This window comes from Streptomyces sp. NBC_00510 (assembly GCA_036013505.1).
Lineage (GTDB): Bacteria > Actinomycetota > Actinomycetes > Streptomycetales > Streptomycetaceae > Actinacidiphila.
The window spans coordinates 8787886-8806393 of the sequence record CP107851.1 but is presented as its reverse complement, the minus strand read 5'-3'; the positions used below and the strand labels follow the sequence as shown (position 1 = coordinate 8806393).

The window sequence follows — 18508 nt, the reverse complement described above, 5'->3', positions numbered from 1 at the left end:
CTGCGGCGCCATGGTTGCAAGTTGACACGTGTCCATCAATACGCCTACCCGCTTTTGAGGGGAGCGACGGGCCCGCCCGTCGCCGCGTGGCCCACATTGGGAAAGCGCCAAGGGTGGGCCCCGGTTCGGCGGGCCCGCGCTGCGGTCTGCGGCGCGGAGGATCTTCATCGCTCTGCGAAGGGGAGGCACGGGCGTCATGGCGGCCGAGTCGGAACATATGGACCGGATCTCCGTGCGGCAGGCCCGCCACCAGGATGGCGAGTCGGTCGGCGCGTTCCTGGCCGGGCTGTCCGTGGACAGCCACCACCGGCGGTTCTTCTCTCCCATCCGGCATGTCAGCCCCGCTCTGGTCCGGAAGTTGGTCACCGTCACGCCCCGTCAGTTCGTCCTGCTCGCCCTGGACGGGGACGCGGTCGTCGGGCACGTGATGGCGGCCCGCACCGGCGAGCGCACCGTCGACGTGGGGATCGTCGTCGCCGAGGCGTACCGGTACCGGGGGATCGGTCGCCGGCTGGTGCGTGAACTGGGCAGCACCCTTGAAGCGTTGGACTGCACGCAGGTGTGCTGCGACGTGCTCGGCGAGAACCGCTTCGTGCTGGAGTGGCTCCGTCGTTTGATGCCGGACCTTCGGCTCGAGCGCAGCGGCGCGACGGTGACCGTACGCGGCAGTCTCACCCCGCACGCCGCTTGACAGGGCACAGGCGCTATCATTTTTTATGAGGCTTATGAGTAGTGCTACTACTGCGATGCGGGTAGCGGTCGGTGGACGAACGTATTGAGGCCCGGCAGCTGATGGACGCGCTGCTGCCCGAGTGGCTGGAACGGCTGCGGGAGGCGACCGGCGTGCCGGTCGCCCTCGGAGGCACCACTCGGCACAACGTCAAGGGCCTGTGCCTGGTGCTCGACTGTCTCCTGGGCACGGTGGGCGACTCGTTGCGTGGACTGGTCGTGCAGTCGGGCAAGGGGCTCGGTGGGTGCGTATTGCGTCGCCGTGCTCCGCTTCGGGTCAACGACTACCTCACCACCATGGCGATCACCCACGAGTACGACCGGGTCGTACGGGATGAGCGCCTCACCTCCGTCTTCGCCGTACCCGTGCTGATCCGGGGCGAGGTCGGAAGCGTCCTGTACGGCGCGGTGCGCGGCCGGAGTCCCCTCGGCGAGCGGGCGCTCCGCACCGCCGCCGTCGTGGCCGACCAGCTGCGGCGTGACGTCGAGGACCGGCTGAGCTTCACCCCCGGGGCGGGCTCCCCGCAGACCCGCGGCGCACTGGCCGAGCTCGCCGCCGTCATCCGCGACACGGGCGACCCCGCGCTGCGTGCCCGGCTGGTGCGGATCCAGCAGGTCCTGTCAGGTCAGTCGGCGCGCGGTGAGGTGAAGCCGCTGCTCTCGCCCCGGGAGACCGACGTGCTCCGGCTGGTGGAAGTGGGGGCGGGCAACGTGGAGATCGCGGACCGCCTCGGGCTGAGCCTGGAGACGGTCAAGACGTACCTGCGGTCGGCCATGCGCAAGCTGGAAGCACGCAACCGTACGGCCGCGGCGCACCGCGCGCGGCTGAACGGACAGCTTTGACGCCGGCTCCTCAGCAGAGCGGCCGGCGGTGATCCGCGCGGACGGGGCCGGTCAGGGCGGCGGGAGCGGGGTGCCGGCCTCGTCGCCCTTCGAACGTACGCGCCGACCGCTCGCGGCCGCTGAGGCGGCTCACCCGTGTCGGCGGTTCAAGAGACAGGCCCCCGGCGCTTCACAGCGGCGGGGGCCCGGCTCTCGGCCGAGGGGACGTCTGGGGGAGGTCGACGGACCCTCAAGCACGAAGCCAAGCCTTGCTCTCGCCACCCACGGTTGCCAGTCGAGAGGGGCAATCGGGTGAGGGGCGGCCCCACACTCACGGGCCATGTCTCATCGGACGTGGGGTCGCCACCACTCCAGGATGCACCTACTTGCGCTCAGTTCAGCAGCAGCGATGGCGCGCCGCTTTCATCTCCGCTTCGTAGAGATGGTCGCGCCCCTCGGCGAGTTCGGCGAGCAGGCGGCGTTCCAGATCCACGAACGGTCGGTAGTACGTGCGGTTGTAGGCCTCGATGATCTGAAAGGTCCAATGCCCGGGGATGACGTTCCGCCCGAGGATCTCGCGCTCCACGGCGTCGGCTTGTGACCCATGACCGGCCTCCCGCAGCAGACGCACAGCGCGGTCCAATTCGAGGTCCGCGGTACCGGTCAATTGGTGGAAGCCGTACAGGTGCCCGCGGGCGCGCTCGGTGGTCTCCAAAGCCTTCGACAAGGACCCGAGGGCCTCGACCGTCAGGTCGTCCACCCCTGCCGGACGCCGGTGCGCGGCGTCCGGCGGCTCCCGCTGTGCCTCTGGTTCTTCGCTCACCCCTGCCGTATGCCACGCGAGGAGGCAGATCTATCCCCCGCCTCACCCGCAGGGCGGTGTCGAGGTGGCCCCCTCCCCCAGCTGAGCTGTGGCACTTACGGTGCCGGCCATGCGGACCATCGTGCGGACTGTCCTCGCCCTGGTTCTCACTGGTATGCGGACAAGCCCTGACCTCGGACTCACGGAATCGCCCGGGCCTGAAGGACAGCGGGGGCCCTCGGCCGTGTGGCGACCGCCATACGCCGGGTCCTCCGCCTCCTCCTAGACTCGGCTCTGGTGAAAACCCGCTGACTTCTGGCGGTCGCCGATGCCCAGAGGAGTTGCGATGCAGGTAGCCGTGGTGACGTTCGACGGGTTCAACGAGCTCGACAGCTTCATCGCCGCCTCCTTGATCAACAGGTGCCGCAAGGACGGCCTGGAGGCCTTCATCACGACACCGACGCCGGTGGTCACGTCGATGAACGGCGTCGAGGTGACCGGGCAGCGCCCGATGGAGTTCGTGCGCGAGGCCGACGTCGTACTCATCGGAAGCGGCGTGAGGACGCGCGACGTGGTCGCCGACGACCGGTTGCTCTCGATGCTGCCCCTCGACCCTTCGCGACAGCTGATCGGTGCGCAGTGCTCCGGCGCGCTGGTGCTGGCGCGCCTCGGGTTGCTGGGTGACATGCCGGCGTGCACCGACAAGAAGAGCAGGCCTTTCGTCGAGGCCTGCGGCGTCACCGTGCTGGACGCGCCGTTCCACGCCGAGAGGAACATCGCCACGGCGGGCGGCTGCCTGGCGTCCCAGTACCTCGCGGCATGGGTGATCAGCCGGACGCTCGGGGCGGACGCGGCGCGCGGCGTCATCGACTACGTGGCTCCGGTCGGTGAGAACCAGGAGACCGTCGAGCGCGCCATGCGGGCCGTCCGCGCGGGCGAGGTCGCACTGCACTGACACCCCACGGTCCGCGGGCTTCGCGCCTGAGGGCCCGAGGGCGCGCGGGCGCTCAGGCCATGCCTGCCGCGTCCAGCATGGCCGCGGCGGTGGCGACGGCCAGCCCGCCCAGACCTTGGGTCTGGGCTACGGCGCGGGAGCTGGATCCGTCGAAGGCGATGGTGAGCTGGCGGGCCAGCACATCCGGATCATGCGCGTCACCGCGGCTCGCCTCCTCACGGAAGAAGTCGGTGAGCGCGTCCTTGTAGCGTCGCGCCACCACCCTGGCGGGGTGGACGGGGTCCTTGAGTTCGAACGCGGTCGCCAGGAAGGGGCAGCCCAGGTACTCCGGCGACGCGGACAGCGACTCGAGCCGTTCGAAGACGTGCATGATGCGGCCGCGCGGTGGCAGGTCGGCCCCGGGGGCGGGCAGCAGCTGGGCCAGGTAGCGGGACCCCGCGCGCTCCAGGCTGGCCGCGAGGACGTCGTCCTTGCTCGTGAAGAGCTGGTACATCGACCGCTTGGAGACTCCGGCCGCCCGGCACAGCGCCTCGACGCCGATGTTCACGCCCTCCCGGTAGAAGAGCGCGGCTGCGGCGTCGAGGAGCCGCTCACGGCTTGGGCTCGTCGCAGCCGCAGCCGCAGCCGCAGCCGCGGAATCGGACGAGGCCCGTGCGGTCGAAGTCATACGCCACAGGCTACGCCCGCTGCTTGCCAGGGAGAAACCGATCGGTTTACGGTACAGAAAACCGATCGGTTTCCACCGTCGGCCGCAACGCAACTGGGAGCAGCTCATGACCGCAATCGCAGGTTCGACCGTTCTCGTCACCGGGGGGAGCCGGGGCATCGGCAAGGCCCTGGTCGAGTCCCTGTACGCCCGGGGCGCCAAGAAGGTCTACGCCACCGCCCGCGACCCCCGCAGCGTCACCCACCCCGGCGCGGTCGCACTGCCCCTGGAGGTCACCGACCCCGCGTCGGTCGCCGCCGTCGCGGCACAGGCACAGGACGTCACCATCCTGGTCAACAACGCCGCGGCGGCCGTGGCGGCGTCCTTCCTGACCGCCCCGGTGGACGACGTCCGCCGCGAGTTCGAGACGAACTTCTACGGCCCCCTGCAGATGACCCGGGCCTTCGCCCCGATCATCGAGGCCAACGGCGGCGGCCACCTGCTCAACGTGCACTCCGTCCTGTCCTGGGTCGCTCTCGCCGGTTCCTACAGCGCCTCCAAGGCAGCGCTGTGGTCCCAGACCGACTCGCTGCGCCTGGAGCTGAAGCCACGCGGCGTCAACGTGACCGGGCTGCACGTCGGTTACGTCGACACCGACCTGGCGGCGCACATCGACGCCCCGAAGTCGTCGCCGGAGAGCGTCGCCGAGCAGGCGCTGGACGGCATCGAATCCGACGCCTATGAAGTGCTGGCCGACGATCTGTCCCGCCAGGTCAAGGCGGGCCTGGCGGCGGGCCCCGCCGCCCTGTACCCGCAGCTGGCTTCCTGAGCGAACGCCTTGAGCGGCGGACCAGCGTAAAAGCATCGGCCCCGGCGGCGTCGGATCGTCGACCTGTAGGAGTTTCCTCACCGAACGAGGTCGGTGAGATCGTGTGCGACGGAAGCGGCTGCGCCTGATCCCCGGCGGGCGCTTCGACCCGTACGTCGGCCGGTTCGAGCAGGCGAGCGCCACCGCCCTCGCCTGGTTCGGTGAGCACCTCGCCTGAGGGGCGACCGCCGGTCGTCTTGCGACGGGCCGGATGGGGCGCCCTCCTCGTGCAAGGTCAGGGCAGCTCCCTGAGCTGGGCGTTTACATGGCCCAGAGCGCCGGTCGATGACCGGCTCAGCGCGTTCGGCGATGCGGTCTACGCCCCCTCGGAGCGCCTGCATGTGCGCCGATACCGTGAGCCGCGGGACGCATGATCACCCGCACAACCGGCGGAGAGCGGGCTCATCGGCACCGTTTTAGACTGAGATTTCGGGCATCACGGCGTTTCCCACGTCGCGTATTCGGGTTCCAAGCCGGGTGCGCCGTGTCACGACGCTCGCGATGTGCTCACTCCATCGCGACGCACCAAGCGAAGAGCCCCGTCCTCAGCCAAGGGAGTGCACTTCAACCTCATCGGTCACATTGGTGCGCAGGTGCCGGCATCTGCGACGAGACAGGAGCGAGGAAACGATGGACGTCCAAGCGAACACCTACGCGCCGGACGAGACGGCCCTGCTGATCATCGACCCGTACAACGACTTCCTGTCCGAGGGCGGGAAGCTGTGGCCGGCCGCCAAAGAGGTGGCGGAAGGCATCGGCCTGCTCGACAACATGCGCGCCATGCTCGGTGCGGCACGTGACCTGGGCTTCCACGTCTTCATCGTGCCTCACCACCAGACGACACCCGACGACTACCGCACGTGGGACCACCTCTCCCCGACCCAGCAGCGCGTCGTGCAGGGGCAGACCTTCGCCGCCGGCAGCTGGGGAGCCGAGTGGCACCCCGACTTCGTGCCGCGCGAGGACGAGCTGGTCATGCGCCAGCACTGGGCGTCGAGCGGCTTCGCCAACACCGACCTGGACATGCTGCTCAAGCAACACCGCATCCAGAAGGTCATCTTCATCGGCATGAAGGCCAACACCTGTGTCGACACCACCGCGCGCTTCGGCCAGGAACTCGGCTACCACGTCACGCTCATCCGCGACGCCATCGGCGCCTTCAACTGGGACGAGATGAAGGCGACGTTCGACATCAACGGTCCCGCGTACGCGCACGCCATCCTCACCACCGACGAATTCCTGACGCTCGTGGGCAAGCAGCCGCAGGCCATGGCCATGTGACCCGGCTCAGGAGGCCGGGCGCCGGCTCCGGGGTCCGTCTTCGCGCAACGGCGGTCAACTGCCGTTCGGGGCGGGACGGCTGCGCAGACGGAAGGTGCGGCGGTAGGTGTCGGGAGGCACGCCGACCGTGCGGTGGAAGTGCCGGCGCAATGTTGTGGCGGTCCCCATGCCGGTGGCCGCCGCGATGGAGTCGACGCTGTCGTCGGTGGTCTCCAGCAGCACCTGGGCGTGGCGGATCCGCTGGGTGAGCAGCCACTGCAGTGGCGTGGTGCCGGTCACCGACCGGAAGTGGCGTCCCAGGTTCCGTGAGCTCATCCGTGCCCGGCGGGCCAGGTCCTCCACGGTCAGGGGCTGGTCGAGCCGTTCGATCACCCAGGGGAACAGTTCGGCGAGGGGGTGATTGTCCGGGGCGGGCGCCGGGGCCGTGACGAACTGGGCCTGTCCGCCGTCCCGGTGAGGTGGCACGACCAGGCGGCGGGCGACGGCGTTGGTGACCGACGAACCGTGGTCCAAGCGGACGATGTGCAGGCACAGGTCCATGGCGGCGGCCTTGCCCGCGGAGGTGAGCACGCTGCCGTTGTCCACGTAGAGGACGTCCGGGTCCACCGTCACTTTCGGGTAGCGGGCGGCCATGACCTCGGTGTGCGCCCAGTGCGTGGTGGCGCGCCTCCCGTCGAGCAGGCCCGCGGCCGCCAGTACGAACGCGCCGGTGCACAGGGAGGCCACGCGCGCGCCGGCCTCGTGCGCCGCGCGCACCGCGTCGACCAGTTCGGCGGGCGGGTCCTCGTCGACGTCGGCCCAGCCCGGGACGATCACGGTGTCGGCGCCCGGGAGCCGGTCGAGGCCGTGATCCGGCTCCAGCGCGAACCGGCCGGCCCGCACGGCGCCCGGCCCGCAGACGACCAGGTCGTACCAAGGACCTGCCACGCCGTCCGGGGCGGAGCCGAAGACCTCGTACGCGAGGGAGAGTTCGAAGTGCAGCATCCCGTCGGTAACGGCCAGCGCCACAGTGCCCATGTCCGGAATTGTACGGGGCATGGCGTTCCGGACACTCACGTTCCGGTGCCCGCCCCGGACAGGATGTTCCTCGGCCGATCGCAACGGATCATTCCCATACGGGGGAGGAACCCATGGGTTCAGGGCTCAAGGTGGCGGTGTTCGGCGCGTACGGACACACCGGGCGCTTCGTGGTGGCACATCTGCGGGATCGCGGGTTCGTCCCGGTGCTTTCCGGGCGCGACGCCGACAAGTTGAAGGAGCTCGCGACATCCGGACCCGGGCTGGACGCCCACCAGGCGTCGGTCGACGACCCGTCCTCCCTCGACCGCGCACTTGCCGGTACGGCTGCCGTGGTCAACTGCGCCGGGCCCTTCGCGACGACCGCCGCCCCCGTGATCGAGGCGGCACTGCGCGCCGGAATCCCGTACGTGGACGTGGCCGCCGAGATCGAGGCCAACGCCGATACGTTCGCGCGCTTCAACGGCCGCGCCCGCGCGGCGGGGACTGTGATCGTCCCTGCCATGGCCTTCTACGGCGGCCTCGGCGACCTGCTGACCACCGCCGCCATGGGCGACTGGACGGCGGCGGACGAGGCACACGTCGCGTACGGGCTGAACAGCTGGCACCCCACCGCCGGCACGCGTGCCGCGGGCGCGGTCTCCCGGCAGCGGCGGGGCGGGCGACGCGTCCGTTTCACGAACGGGCAGCTGGAGTACCGCGACGACGCCCCGCCGACCCTGACGTGGCCCTTCCCCGACCCGATGGGCCCGCGCACCGTCATCGGGGAGTTCACCATGGCTGACGTCGTCACCGTTCCCAGCCACCTGTCCATCCCCGAAGTGCGCACCTACATGACGACCGAGGCGGCCACGGACCTGGCATCCCCGGACACACCGTCGCCGGCCCCCGTCGACGAGCGCGGGCGGTCCGCGCAGACCTTCCTCGTCGACGTCGTCGTGCGCTCCAAGGGCGACGAACGGCGCGCCACGGCGAAGGGCCAGGACATCTACGCCGTCACCGCGCCGCTGGTCGTGGAAGCGGTCGACCGCATCCTCTCGGGACGGACCACGACAGTCGGTGTCGCCTCCGCCGGAGCGATCTTCGACGCGCCCGACTTCCTCCGCGCGCTGTCCTCATACCTGTCCGTGGACCTGGACGCGTAGCGGTCTGAACCGGTGGCTCCGTGCACTGCGCCCTCAATCGGCGGGCGTGACGTTCACCCCTAAGCTCAACCCCATGACCGCGCTCGACGACCTCACCCGCCTCGTCCCTCCGCCGTCGCAACCACTGTGGGCGAACGGAGACTGGAATGAGGTGGAGGCAGCACTTGGTAGGGAACTCCCCGCGGACTTCAAGCAGTTGGTCGAGGGCTATGGGGCCTACCACTTCGCCGAGTTCTTGACGCCGCTGACGCCCTTCGGCGGACGGAACCTGCTCGTCGGCCCTGCGAAGCGGCTGCTGGACCAGGAACGCAACTTCCGGGACAGCCACCCCGAAGACTGTCCGTACCCCTTCTACCCGGAGCCGGGCGGACTCCTGCCGTGGGCAGGAACCGACAACGGGGACCGCGTGTGCTGGCTCACCGACAGGAAGCCGGACGAGTGGACGGTCGTCTGCTGGAATCCGCGAGGCTGGTATTACGACGCCCATCCTGTGGGGGCGGTCGAGTTCCTGGTCGGATGGCTGTCAGGACACATCAGCACTCACGTCTTTCCTGATGCCGCCGAGTTCGGCGAGGAGGACTGATTCGCTGCCATGTTGGCCGGTGAGCGCCACTGAGCCGGACGAGCCGGCCGTTCAAACAGATCTTCGGCAGGTACGCGAGGGCGAGCCGGGCGGTCTCGATGCGGACATGCAGGTAGGACCCGATACGCTCCGTCACCTGGAAAAGCCTCCGCCGAGCGCAGGAACAGGGACCGCCACAATCCTCTATCTCCCTGATCAGGGGCACTTTCTGCTCACGTGATCGCCTGCCGGACCGGTCCACTCGAAAGCCCGAGTTGGAAGGGGCGCGGCACCTGAACCCAGATGATCGTGATCAGCACCAGGTGGAGCAAACACACGGCACGTGCGGTCTTCCACCTGCGCGAGACCACCGCCGTGGCGGCGAGAATCAGGCTGGACAGGGCCAGGCAGAAGTAGGCACCGGCCGCCGTGTCGGGGTCACTCGTCGGAGTCGTCTCGGCGCCCACGGCCGGGAGGCTCAACGCCAGCACGAATGCCGCGACGCAGTACAGACCGGCGCCGAGGATTCCCCGCAGCCACAAGCCCATCGTCTGGTTCCCGACTGTCATTTCATTCCGTTCTGAAGTGCGACTGACATGCGGGGTGTGCAGGAACGCAGGTCCCAGCACGTCCGGGTCCTGCGCCACGGGGCCAGCGCCTCCGATATCGCCCGGCCCAGACGGGTATTGCGGACCGTCTCACCAGCAGTACGGCTCCCAGGGCCCCGACCTGGGGAAACACGGACAGCCCGGCTCATGAAAGCGCGAGGCTGGTGAGTGACTACGGATGCCTTCTCTTGGGACTTGTGGGCAGCCGCAGAGCGGATCTTCGACGGTTGGTGTTCGGACGACGCCTGGACGTGATGGCGGAGCCGACGCAACTGCCGTGCCGGCTCACCGAAGACGGCGTTGTGGTCACATCCACAGCACGGCGTCGTCCTCGTGCTCACGGACGCGGTAAGCGATCATGCGGCGGAGGAGGTCCGTCGGCACCGGGCTTCCGTACGGCAGCTTGACGGTGCCCTTGCCGGTCCCGAAGTCGGTGAGTTCGGCGTCGAAGGCTTCGCGGGTACTGGGGGTGAACGCGAAGTTCGCGTGCTTCGCGTGGCCGCTGATCACGAACAGGATCGTTCCCGAGGGGTGCACCCACGCGGGGTGGCCCCATTTGACCGCCTCGTTCGCCTCTGGCACGGTCTCACGCGCCAGCACATGCAGCTGCTCGAGCAGCTCGCGGGCCTGGCCGCCGAAGCCCTCGATGTACTCGTCGATCGTCTGGGGCCTGCTCATGGCATCAGTCTGGCAGGCGGCGCGCCCGGCCGGTCCCCGCCACTGCGGGTGGACAGGCGAGGGGCGCGTACGACTGAGTACGCCCTCATACGGGTGACGCTGAAGGGTGAAGATGGGCGCTGCGCCTCGGTCCGATCGGGGACACCCACCGCACCGCTCCTTCTCTCCGGCAGGGTCCGGATCCCGTCGCCGGAAGGCTTTCGAGGCTCTCGGCCGCGGCGCGGCTCCTGAGCGACCTTCGCGCAAAATCGCTGTCACAGGCGGGAAAGCGGTCTTGTCGTCTTTGTGGACAGTCCCCGCTTGGAGGAATGCATGAGCCCAAACCGCTCACACCTGCCCCCGGGCGTCGAGGTGTCCTCGCGCGAGGACACCGTGATCATCTGCTCGTCGCCAGGAAAGGCCTTCTGTGAACCGTCCCTCTCAGTACCGGAACGTCAGGACCCCCCTCTCCCCCATGGCCGCGGTGTCCGCCACCGCCGGTCTCCTCTCGGTGGCCGTGGATCCCGCGGAGGCCGCAAAAGGTGAGGAGGGCGACGCCATGCAGAACGGCAAGCCGACGGTCGTCCTCGTCCATGGCGCGTTCGCCGACTCCTCGAGTTGGAACGACGTGATCAAGCAGCTCAAGCGGCACGGCTACCCGGTGGTGGCCGCGGCCAATCCGCTGCGCGGGCTGACCGGTGACGCCGCCCACATCAGGAGCCTCTTGGCGAGCATCGCCGGTCCCGTGGTCCTCGTCGGCCATTCCTACGGCGGCGCCGTCATCACCAATGCCGCCCACGGCTCCGACCAGGTCAAGGCACTGGTGTACATCGCCGCCTTCATCCCGGACATGGACGAGAGCGCCGACGACCTGGCGAAGAGGTTCCCGGGCAGCTCGCTCGCCGACGCGCTGCGCCCTGTCCCGTGCACCCTGCCCGACGGCTCGGCGGGCGTCGACCTCTACATCGACCAGGACAGGTTCCACCATCAGTTCGCCGCGGACGTCCACCCGTACACCACGAACCTCATGGCGGCCACCCAGCGCCCCGTGACCGTCGCGGCGCTGGAGGAGGCCTCCGGCGAGCCCGCGTGGAAGACGATCCCCTCCTGGAGCCTGGTGGCCGGGGAAGACCTCAACATCCCGCGTGAGGCCCAGATGTTCATGGCCAGGCGCGCCGAGTCCCACATGGTCGTGATCCACTCGTCCCACGCCCCGAGCGTGTCCCACCCGGGTGACGTCGCGGACATCATCGAGCGGGCGGCGCGCTCGGTCCGCTGAACGAGCGGCTCCACGGGCGGGGCGCCGACGTGACACCCGTGTCATGCCTGTACGGGCCGTCGCCATCACCAACCGCACATCCGTCCTGGCCCGATCCGGCCTCAACGAAGAGGAAGAACTCCCGTGCCGTACACGCCCAACGCCGGCCCCTACGACAGTCTCACCCCGGACAACGCGATCGTCCTGCTGATCGACCACCAGATCGGCCTGATGCAGCTCATCGACGACATGCCCCCCGAGACGGCGAAGAACAACGTCATCGGCCTCGCCCGGGCGGCGAAGACCTTGGGCCTGCCCGTCATCCTCACCACCAGCCGCGACTGGGGTCCGAACGGGGCTCTGCTGCCCGAACTGGCCTCACTCTTCCCCGACGAGGAGGTCGTCCGCCGACCCGGCGTGATCAACGCCTACCGGTGGCCTGCCTTCCGCGAGGCACTGGAGGCCACCGGCCGGGAGAAGGTCATCATCGCCGGGGTCACCGATGCCACCTGCCTGTCGTTCCCTGCTTTGGACATGGTCCTGGACGGCTACGAGGTGCATGCCGTCATCGACGCCTCCGGCGCCGAGGCACCCGGCGAGATCGTCCGCGACGCCGTCGTGGCGAACCTCTCGCGGGCCGGAGTGCACATTAAGTCGTGGTTCGGCGTGGTCGCCGAACTCATCGCCGACTGGCGCCGTGACGAGGCGAAGGGCTGGCCGCTCGCCGTGGGCGCGGTCCACGACCATCTGCCCAGCTGGGGCTACCTCCTGGACACCGACATGGCCTACGGGACGGGCCGGATGACGCCGCCGGAGTGGTTCGTGGCGGGCGCGTCCGAACCGACCGGCCGCACTCCGGCGGTCGGCACCGCGGAGCGTGGCGACTGACCGGGTCCGTCGGCCACGGGTCGGAGCGGCCGCTCTTGGCCGTCGCCTTACTGCTGCGCCGGACGCACCGGCGCGCGACCGCGATGATGGACGACGCGCTACGGCCACTGGGCGTCGAATCGCGGCATGTCACGGTTCTGAGAGTGCTGGTCGACCACGGCCCCGCGGCACAGTGGGATCTCGGGGCGGCCACAGGGTCCGACAAGACCACGATCATGCGCATCGTGGACGAGCTGGTGCGCAGGGGACTGGCCGTGCGCAGGCCCATCCCTGGTGACCGTCGGGCGCGGGCCGTGAAGGTCACGCCGCAAGGAGCCGGGGTGGCCGACGCGGCGCATGCGGCCGCCGGGCAACTGGCCGAGCGCAGGTCACCGAACTGAGCCAAGGGCAAGCGCGCGCAGTACGTCGATCTGCTCATGCGCGTCGCCTGTCCCGCGAGTGGCACGACGTAAGCACGCCGGATCACCTTGCAGGTGTGCGCGCATTCCTCCCCTCAGTAAAAAAACGAATGTTCGGCTTGACGGGAGGCCACTTGTGCCACAGGATGGGCACCGCAAAACGGAATGGTTGTTCTCGGAAAGGGAGGAGGCGCCGTGGAAACCGTGCACACCTTGGGGTCGTCACTGACCGCATGCCGGGTTGCGCGGGATGGCGGGGCTCCCGCCTCACCTTTGCCAACCGGGCCCACCCCGCCTGAAACCGTGGCGTTCGTGCTGCAGGGCGGTGGCAGCTTGTGTCCATCACAGGTCGGCGCGCTGCGGGCGCTCACACAGGCGGGCATCACGCCCGATCTCATAGTCGGGTCCTCAGCCGGCGCCCTCAACGGCGCCGCTTTCGCGTCCGACCCGACCGCCGAGGGCGTCGACCGGCTGGAAACGCTGTGGCTGAACATCAAGCGGCGGCATGTGGCGCCGATTTCGCCATGGACCGTGATCCGGGCCGCGCTGGGTCACGGCGAGGCCGCGGTCTCGAGCACCGCGCTGCGGCGGGTACTGAGGTTCGGGGTCGGCGTCGACCGCCTCGAAGACGTCGCCGTGCCGGTGCACGTCGTGGCGACCGACGTGGAGACCGGCGCTGCGGTGGTCCTCTCCCGGGGCGACGCCGTATCGGCCCTGCTGGCCTCAGCGGCCGTCCCGGGCCTGTACCCCCCTGTGCGCGTCGGGCAGCGTCACCTCATCGACGGCGCCGTATCGGCGGACACGCCCGTCCTCCAGGCAGAGGCACTGGGTGCGACGACCATCTACCTCCTGCCCGCCGCCGTTTCCGAACAGGCCGGCCGCCGGGCACGGACGGCCCTGCTCGCCGCCTACCAGGCGGTGGGAAAGATGCTGGAGGAGCGGGAACGCCGGGACGTGGCGGCGGTGCGCGGGTCGGTTCTACGGCTGCCGGCCGTCACCACGCCCGTGGTCAGCCTCATCGACTTCCACGACACCCCGCGGCTGCTCCAGGCAGGCCACTCGCTCACCCGGGACTGGCTCGCCCGGCAGCCCGCGGCGATGGCCTGAGGACGTCCGATGGCCAACACGGCCCGCTTCATCCGGCAGTTGCTTCCCCGCGCCTCACGTCCACCGAGCAGCCGCGCGCCGCGGTGGTGGGCGGAACTGCTGCTGGTCGGGGTGCTCTACGCGGTCTACGAAACCACCCGCGGGCTGCAGCGGGGCTGGGACGCCACCGCGGACAGCAACGGCCGGAACATCCAGCGCTGGGAGAACGCCGTACACATGGCACCGGAGCAGTCCCTCAATCAGGTGCTGCACCAGCTGCCGGTCCTGGCCGTCGCCGCCGCGTACTTCTACGCCACGCTGCACTACGTCGTCACGCCTGCCGTCCTCATATGGCTCCACCGCCGGCACCCCACGCACTACCGCGGCGCACGCACCTGGCTCGCCACGGTGACACTGGCCGCGCTCGTCGCGTACTGGCGTTTCCCGACCACGCCGCCCCGGCTGCTGAGCGACGGCGGCATCCACGACATCGTGGCCGACGTCGAGCACTGGGGGTGGTGGAGCGGCGAGACCAGCGCGCCGCAGGGGCTTGGCAGCCTCGTGAACGAGTACGCGGCCATGCCGTCGCTCCACGTCGGCTGGGCGGTGTGGTCGGGGTGGCTCCTCTTCCGGCATTCCCGCCGGAAGACGCTTCGGGGCTGCGGCCTCGCCTACCCCGTACTGACCACTCTCGTGGTCGTCGCGACGGGCAACCACTATCTCGCCGACGCCGTCGCGGGCGCCCTCCTCATCGTGCTCTTCGGCTCGTTGACCGGTCTCGTGCACAACGTCCGCGTGCGCCCGCCCGGCACGAGCACCGGCTCCGCCGAACGTTCCGCCCGGAACGGCGCACGCCGTGTCCGGCCGGACCACCCGGATCCCCACTCGCAACTCCCCCCAAGGCAGTCCGACATGCCCCACTCCCCCCTACCGCCGCCTCCGGGCGACGGAGATCGCCCGAGCGTCGCGCGCACGACACCCGACAGCGGACACGGCACCGGGAAGGCCGGTGGCTGGCTGCGCAGTCGGCGCCCGGGTCAGACCGCCTCACACCTCACGTTGCACTTGGGGGAAGCCTTCCTCGTCGGCGACGACGCCGAGGGATCGACCGGGGGCCTGGTGCGGTTTCGGATATCGGACGCCGTCGAGGAGGGTCGGCCGCGACGCTCGTGGTGGCCCCGGACGGACGTGGGGCGCCACCTCGGCGGGTCCACGGGGGAGCTCCGGCTGGTCCGTAACCACGGCCATGACGGGACCACCGCCCCGCAGGCACTCATCGCCATGCTCACCCTCAACGGCATCACCGACGTCGTGCCCCTCGTACGGTTCGACATCGCGGACACGCTCCCGCACGTCGCCGACGCGGACTCGGGCCGTGCCGCAGCCGTCGGCGTCGACGTGCACTTCTTCGCGGGTCTGTGGGATCTGCCGATCCCGGCCCGCACGAAGTGCCGGGTGCACCTGGAGGGCTCGGCCCGGCTGCTGCCCGACTGGCCGGGGCGATGAGCGACGAGGACGGGACCGAGGCCGACGACCGGGCGACGGGGCCGGGCGACCGGGCGGGCCACGCCCACCACCCGTGCGGCACGCTCACCGCGCTACCGCGCTTGCGGCGACGTGCCGCGCTGATCGTGGGCGCCATCGCGGTGTTGCTGGGCGCGGACGGGGGCCTGGTCCTCACCCTTCACGACGGCGGGGTACCCGCCGGTGACACCACGACGGTCCGGAAGACGTAGCCGAGCAGGTCCCGCCCGGTGCGGCATCTTCTTGACAAAAAGAAAACGAATGTTCGGCTTGACGTTTTCCCACGACAACCCCACACTGGAGCAGTAAATAAAATGATCATTCGTCTTTGTGGAGGCATGGCGTGAAAAAGCCATCGACGGGGCTGCAGTCATGGCACAGGACCGTCATCGCGACCGTGGCGTTGCCATTGGTGATCTCTCTGGCCGTGATGGCGTTCGCGTGGCCCGCGTCGCGGATCGCGCCCCGCGATCTACCCGTAGGGGTCGTCGGCACCAGCGCGGCCAGCCAGAAGGCGGTCGAGGGACTGACGCACGGCAAGCCGGACGGATTCGACTTCCACCTCTACGCGGACCAGGCATCGGCGCGCTCAGCGATCAAGCACCGGGAGATCTACGGCGCCTTCGTCATCACTCCGGGCCACGTCACCGTGCTGGAGGCCACCGCCGCGAGCATGCCCGTCGCCCAGCTGCTGACCACGTCCGGCCAGCACCTGGCGGACCAGGCGGCGAAAGCGGCGAAGGCGGCGGCGAAGGACCCGACGCCGCCGAGCGACGCGTCCGTCCGGTCCACCGCCGCGAAGAAGGCCGCCGCAAAGAAGGCCGCCGCGAAGAAGATCACCAAGGTGAAGGTGAAGACCGTCGACATCGTCCCGATCTCCGCGAGCGACCCGCGCGGCGTCGTCTTCGTTTCGGCCCTTCTCCCGCTCACCGTGTGCAGCATCATCATCGCAGCGCTCATCGCGCTGACACCCGGTCGCGTCTCGGTACGCCGCAGGCTGGTCGACCTGGTCGCCGCGTGCGCCGTGACGGGACTCGCCGCCTACCTCATCGCCCAAGGCCTTCTCGGTGCCCTGCCGCACCAGCACGTGGCCACCTGGGCGGCCCTGTCCTTCACCCTGCTCGCCATCAGCGCGACCAGCTTCGGCCTGGTCACCCTCATCGGTCCCCCCGGGCTCGGACTGAGCGTCGCACTCATGGTCTTCGTGGGGAACCCCTTCTCCGGCAGCACGTCCGCACCGGAACTGCTGCCCAAGGCCGTGGACGAAATCGGCCAGTGGCTCCCGCCGGGTGCCGGCGCGGGCCTTCTGCGCAGCACTGCCTACTTCGACGGGAACGCATCCGCGGGACACATCGTCGTCCTCGCCCTGTGGAGCGCCCTGGGCCTGGCCGCAGCCCTCATCGGGGGCCGACGACGCTCCGCGGTCGCGAACGGCACCTTGGGGGAGGACCGGCTCGACGCCGACGACACGAGTGCGGTCGCCCCGGACACGGCCGGCACCACGACGACCGTGACGCCCGCACCGGTGTTCCGCACGCACTCGCACGCCCGGCACGCCGCCCACGGATGAGGAAGGCGGCTCGTCCTCGCCTCCGCGCGGGAGACGGCGACAGCCGGCCAACGCACCGAACGCAAGGAAATGAACCATGTCGTCGAAGTCCGCGGAGCGCACCGAGGACCTGATGGACGCGCAAACGGCGTTCCACGACGTCCGCAACATCACGTTCGGGATCGCCTACCGGATGCTCGGCAACATCGGCGACGCCGAAGACGTCCTCCAGGAAGCCTGGATCCGCTGGCAGACCTACGACCGCTCCAAGGTGCAGAACCCCGATGCCTTCCTCACCACGATGGTGACCAGGCTGACGATCAACGTGCTGCAATCCGCGAGGGTCCGCCGGGAGAACTACGTCGGCGACCAGCCGCCGGAGTCGCCCGACCCCATGAGTGATCCCGCACTGGGCACCGAGAAGGCGGAAGCGCTGAAGGTCGCGGTGCTGATGCTCATGGAGAGGCTCACGCCCGCGGAACGGGCGGCGTACGTGCTCCGGGAGGCGTTCGAGTACCCCTACGGGCAGATCGCGGAGGTCATCGGACAGTCCCAGGTCAACGTGCGCCAACTGGTGAGCCGCGCCCGCAAGCGACTGGCCGCGCAGAAACGGGCCAGCGTCTCAGCCGCCGACCACCAACGGTTTCTCGTCTCCTTCCTGGTGGCGGCCCGGGCGGGGAACGTCGCCCCACTCGAAAGGCTGTTCGCGGAGGACGTCGCCTGCCCCGGCGGAGGAGTCATGCGTTCGGAAGGGCAACCATGCCTGCGAATAGGTCTTTTGAGCAGGCGTCACGTATCCGCGTGACCGTACGAGGTGGGTAGTCCCGTGGCTCCGACGACCGGCCGGTCGTCGGAGCCACGGGACTGCCCGCTCGCCGCCGGGGCGCGCCGGCACAGCCGGATGCGGGACGGGCGTGCGTGGCCCCGTCGGCCCACCGATGCCGGGAAGCAGATGACACTGGGCCATGGGCGACGGGGACGTGCGGTGGCGCGTCCGGATCGTGATCCGGACGCGGAGCGGCCACGAGGCCTGCGGCGGGCCCGCGCGTCAGGACGTCGCCGGAGCCGGCCAGAGCGCTCGCAGGGCGCCTGGCACTCCGTCCAGCGCGGAGTCGTCCATCGCCAACTGGAGGATGTAGCCGGGAAGCATGCACATGAACGCGGCGGCCATCGCCTCGGGAGAGACCTCGCGCGGGAGGGTGCCGCTCTGCTGGTGCTCACGGATGACGTCGGCCAGTGCCGTGCGCATCTGGGCCATCAGATCGTCGAGTTGCCTGGCCAGCGAAGGGTTCCGCAGCGCCTCGGACCAGGCCAGCACGGAGAGCCCGGCGATGCTCTGCTCAGCGGTCTTGACCTTCACGACTTCCAGGACGTCGGCCATGAGGTCCCCGAAGGAACCGCCGGGCCGGTTCCTCGCGACGCTCTGGACCATGGCGAGGACATCGCGCACGCTCTCCTCGACGATCGCCGTGATCATCTCGTTCTTGCTGGCGAAGTGCCGGTACACGGCGCCGGCCGACAGGCCCGACTCGGCGAACAGATCTTGCATGGACGTCGAATGGAACCCATCGCGCAGGAAGCAACGGCGCGCCGCGTCCAGGATCTGCTGACGGCGGGCTTCCATGTACTCCGGCGTGACCTTGGGCATGGATCCATCCTCCGCACGAAAAACGAACCTTCGTATTAACTTATCACGCCGGGCTTGGCCCGGGC

At 69.7% G+C, this 18508-nt stretch carries 20 protein-coding genes and 1 pseudogene; 15 read left to right on the top strand and 6 right to left on the bottom strand.

Features of this window, described 5'->3' with window-relative positions; translation table 11 throughout:
- Positions 1–196 precede the first annotated feature (196 nt).
- Both OG937_40025 and OG937_40020 read left to right on the top strand, forming a co-directional pair.
- Positions 197–691 carry a GNAT family N-acetyltransferase gene (locus tag OG937_40025; GenBank protein ID WUD77463.1) on the top strand — a complete coding sequence of 165 codons (495 nt, stop codon included), beginning with the start codon at positions 197–199 and terminating at the stop codon, positions 689–691.
- Positions 692–762: 71 nt separating this feature from the next.
- Positions 763–1572, top strand: coding sequence for a LuxR C-terminal-related transcriptional regulator (locus tag OG937_40020; GenBank protein ID WUD77462.1), 810 nt, complete (start codon positions 763–765; stop codon positions 1570–1572).
- Between the two features lie 376 nt (positions 1573–1948).
- Here the strand turns inward: OG937_40020 and OG937_40015 are convergent, their stop codons facing one another.
- Complete coding sequence (locus OG937_40015) at positions 1949–2311, bottom strand: hypothetical protein (protein ID WUD77461.1); 363 nt, start codon at positions 2309–2311, stop codon at positions 1949–1951.
- A gap of 388 nt (positions 2312–2699) precedes the next feature.
- Between OG937_40015 and OG937_40010 the strand changes: the two genes are divergently transcribed.
- On the top strand, positions 2700–3308 hold the full coding sequence (locus OG937_40010) for a DJ-1/PfpI family protein (GenBank protein ID WUD77460.1): 609 nt from the start codon (positions 2700–2702) through the stop codon (positions 3306–3308).
- 52 nt (positions 3309–3360) lie between these two features.
- Here OG937_40010 and OG937_40005 read toward each other — a convergent pair whose 3' ends face one another.
- Positions 3361–3975 carry a TetR/AcrR family transcriptional regulator gene (locus tag OG937_40005; protein WUD77459.1) on the bottom strand — a complete coding sequence of 205 codons (615 nt, stop codon included), beginning with the start codon at positions 3973–3975 and terminating at the stop codon, positions 3361–3363.
- Between the two features lie 106 nt (positions 3976–4081).
- Between OG937_40005 and OG937_40000 the strand changes: the two genes are divergently transcribed.
- Both OG937_40000 and OG937_39995 read left to right on the top strand, forming a co-directional pair.
- Positions 4082–4783, top strand: a complete 702-nt coding sequence (locus OG937_40000) for an SDR family oxidoreductase (protein WUD77458.1) — start codon at positions 4082–4084, stop codon at positions 4781–4783.
- A 669-nt stretch (positions 4784–5452) separates the two neighbouring features.
- Positions 5453–6103, top strand: a complete 651-nt coding sequence (locus OG937_39995) for a cysteine hydrolase (GenBank protein ID WUD77457.1) — start codon at positions 5453–5455, stop codon at positions 6101–6103.
- Between the two features lie 54 nt (positions 6104–6157).
- On the opposite strand, the gene OG937_39990 is transcribed toward OG937_39995, so the two are convergent.
- Positions 6158–7120 (bottom strand): helix-turn-helix domain-containing protein, encoded by a 963-nt coding sequence (locus tag OG937_39990; protein WUD77456.1) that lies wholly within the window; start codon positions 7118–7120, stop codon positions 6158–6160.
- 113 nt (positions 7121–7233) lie between these two features.
- On the opposite strand from OG937_39990, the gene OG937_39985 reads away from it, so the two are divergent.
- Entirely contained in the window at positions 7234–8265 is a 1032-nt protein-coding gene (locus tag OG937_39985; GenBank protein WUD77455.1) for a saccharopine dehydrogenase NADP-binding domain-containing protein, read from the top strand.
- A gap of 73 nt (positions 8266–8338) precedes the next feature.
- A complete protein-coding gene (locus tag OG937_39980) occupies positions 8339–8848 on the top strand; it encodes an SMI1/KNR4 family protein (protein WUD77454.1) in 510 nt (169 codons plus the stop codon).
- A gap of 212 nt (positions 8849–9060) precedes the next feature.
- Here the strand turns inward: OG937_39980 and OG937_39975 are convergent, their stop codons facing one another.
- On the bottom strand, positions 9061–9474 hold the full coding sequence (locus tag OG937_39975) for a hypothetical protein (protein ID WUD77453.1): 414 nt from the start codon (positions 9472–9474) through the stop codon (positions 9061–9063).
- A gap of 267 nt (positions 9475–9741) precedes the next feature.
- A complete protein-coding gene (locus tag OG937_39970; protein WUD77452.1) occupies positions 9742–10113 on the bottom strand; it encodes a DUF1801 domain-containing protein in 372 nt (123 codons plus the stop codon).
- Positions 10114–10651: 538 nt separating this feature from the next.
- On the opposite strand from OG937_39970, the gene OG937_39965 reads away from it, so the two are divergent.
- The 8 genes and pseudogenes from OG937_39965 (at position 10652) to OG937_39930 (ending at position 17513) form a co-directional block, all read left to right on the top strand.
- Entirely contained in the window at positions 10652–11371 is a 720-nt protein-coding gene (locus OG937_39965; protein ID WUD79024.1) for an alpha/beta hydrolase, read from the top strand.
- Positions 11372–11494: 123 nt separating this feature from the next.
- Positions 11495–12238, top strand: a complete 744-nt coding sequence (locus OG937_39960; GenBank protein ID WUD77451.1) for an isochorismatase family protein — start codon at positions 11495–11497, stop codon at positions 12236–12238.
- A 35-nt stretch (positions 12239–12273) separates the two neighbouring features.
- A complete protein-coding gene (locus OG937_39955; GenBank protein WUD77450.1) occupies positions 12274–12618 on the top strand; it encodes a MarR family transcriptional regulator in 345 nt (114 codons plus the stop codon).
- Between the two features lie 321 nt (positions 12619–12939).
- Positions 12940–13743: a patatin-like phospholipase family protein gene (locus tag OG937_39950; protein ID WUD77449.1), complete on the top strand. Its 804-nt coding sequence runs from the start codon at positions 12940–12942 to the stop codon at positions 13741–13743.
- Positions 13744–13752: 9 nt separating this feature from the next.
- Positions 13753–15228, top strand: a complete 1476-nt coding sequence (locus OG937_39945; GenBank protein ID WUD77448.1) for a phosphatase PAP2 family protein — start codon at positions 13753–13755, stop codon at positions 15226–15228.
- Entirely contained in the window at positions 15225–15458 is a 234-nt protein-coding gene (locus tag OG937_39940; protein ID WUD77447.1) for a hypothetical protein, read from the top strand. The genes OG937_39945 and OG937_39940 overlap by 4 nt, the downstream gene beginning before the upstream one ends.
- 131 nt (positions 15459–15589) lie before the next feature.
- Entirely contained in the window at positions 15590–16816 is a 1227-nt protein-coding gene (locus OG937_39935) for an ABC transporter permease (protein ID WUD77446.1), read from the top strand.
- A 154-nt stretch (positions 16817–16970) separates the two neighbouring features.
- A pseudogene (locus OG937_39930) lies at positions 16971–17513 on the top strand (sigma-70 family RNA polymerase sigma factor).
- A 330-nt stretch (positions 17514–17843) separates the two neighbouring features.
- Here the strand turns inward: OG937_39930 and OG937_39925 are convergent.
- Positions 17844–18443, bottom strand: a complete 600-nt coding sequence (locus OG937_39925) for a TetR/AcrR family transcriptional regulator (protein WUD77445.1) — start codon at positions 18441–18443, stop codon at positions 17844–17846.
- Between the last annotated feature and the right edge of the window lie 65 nt (positions 18444–18508).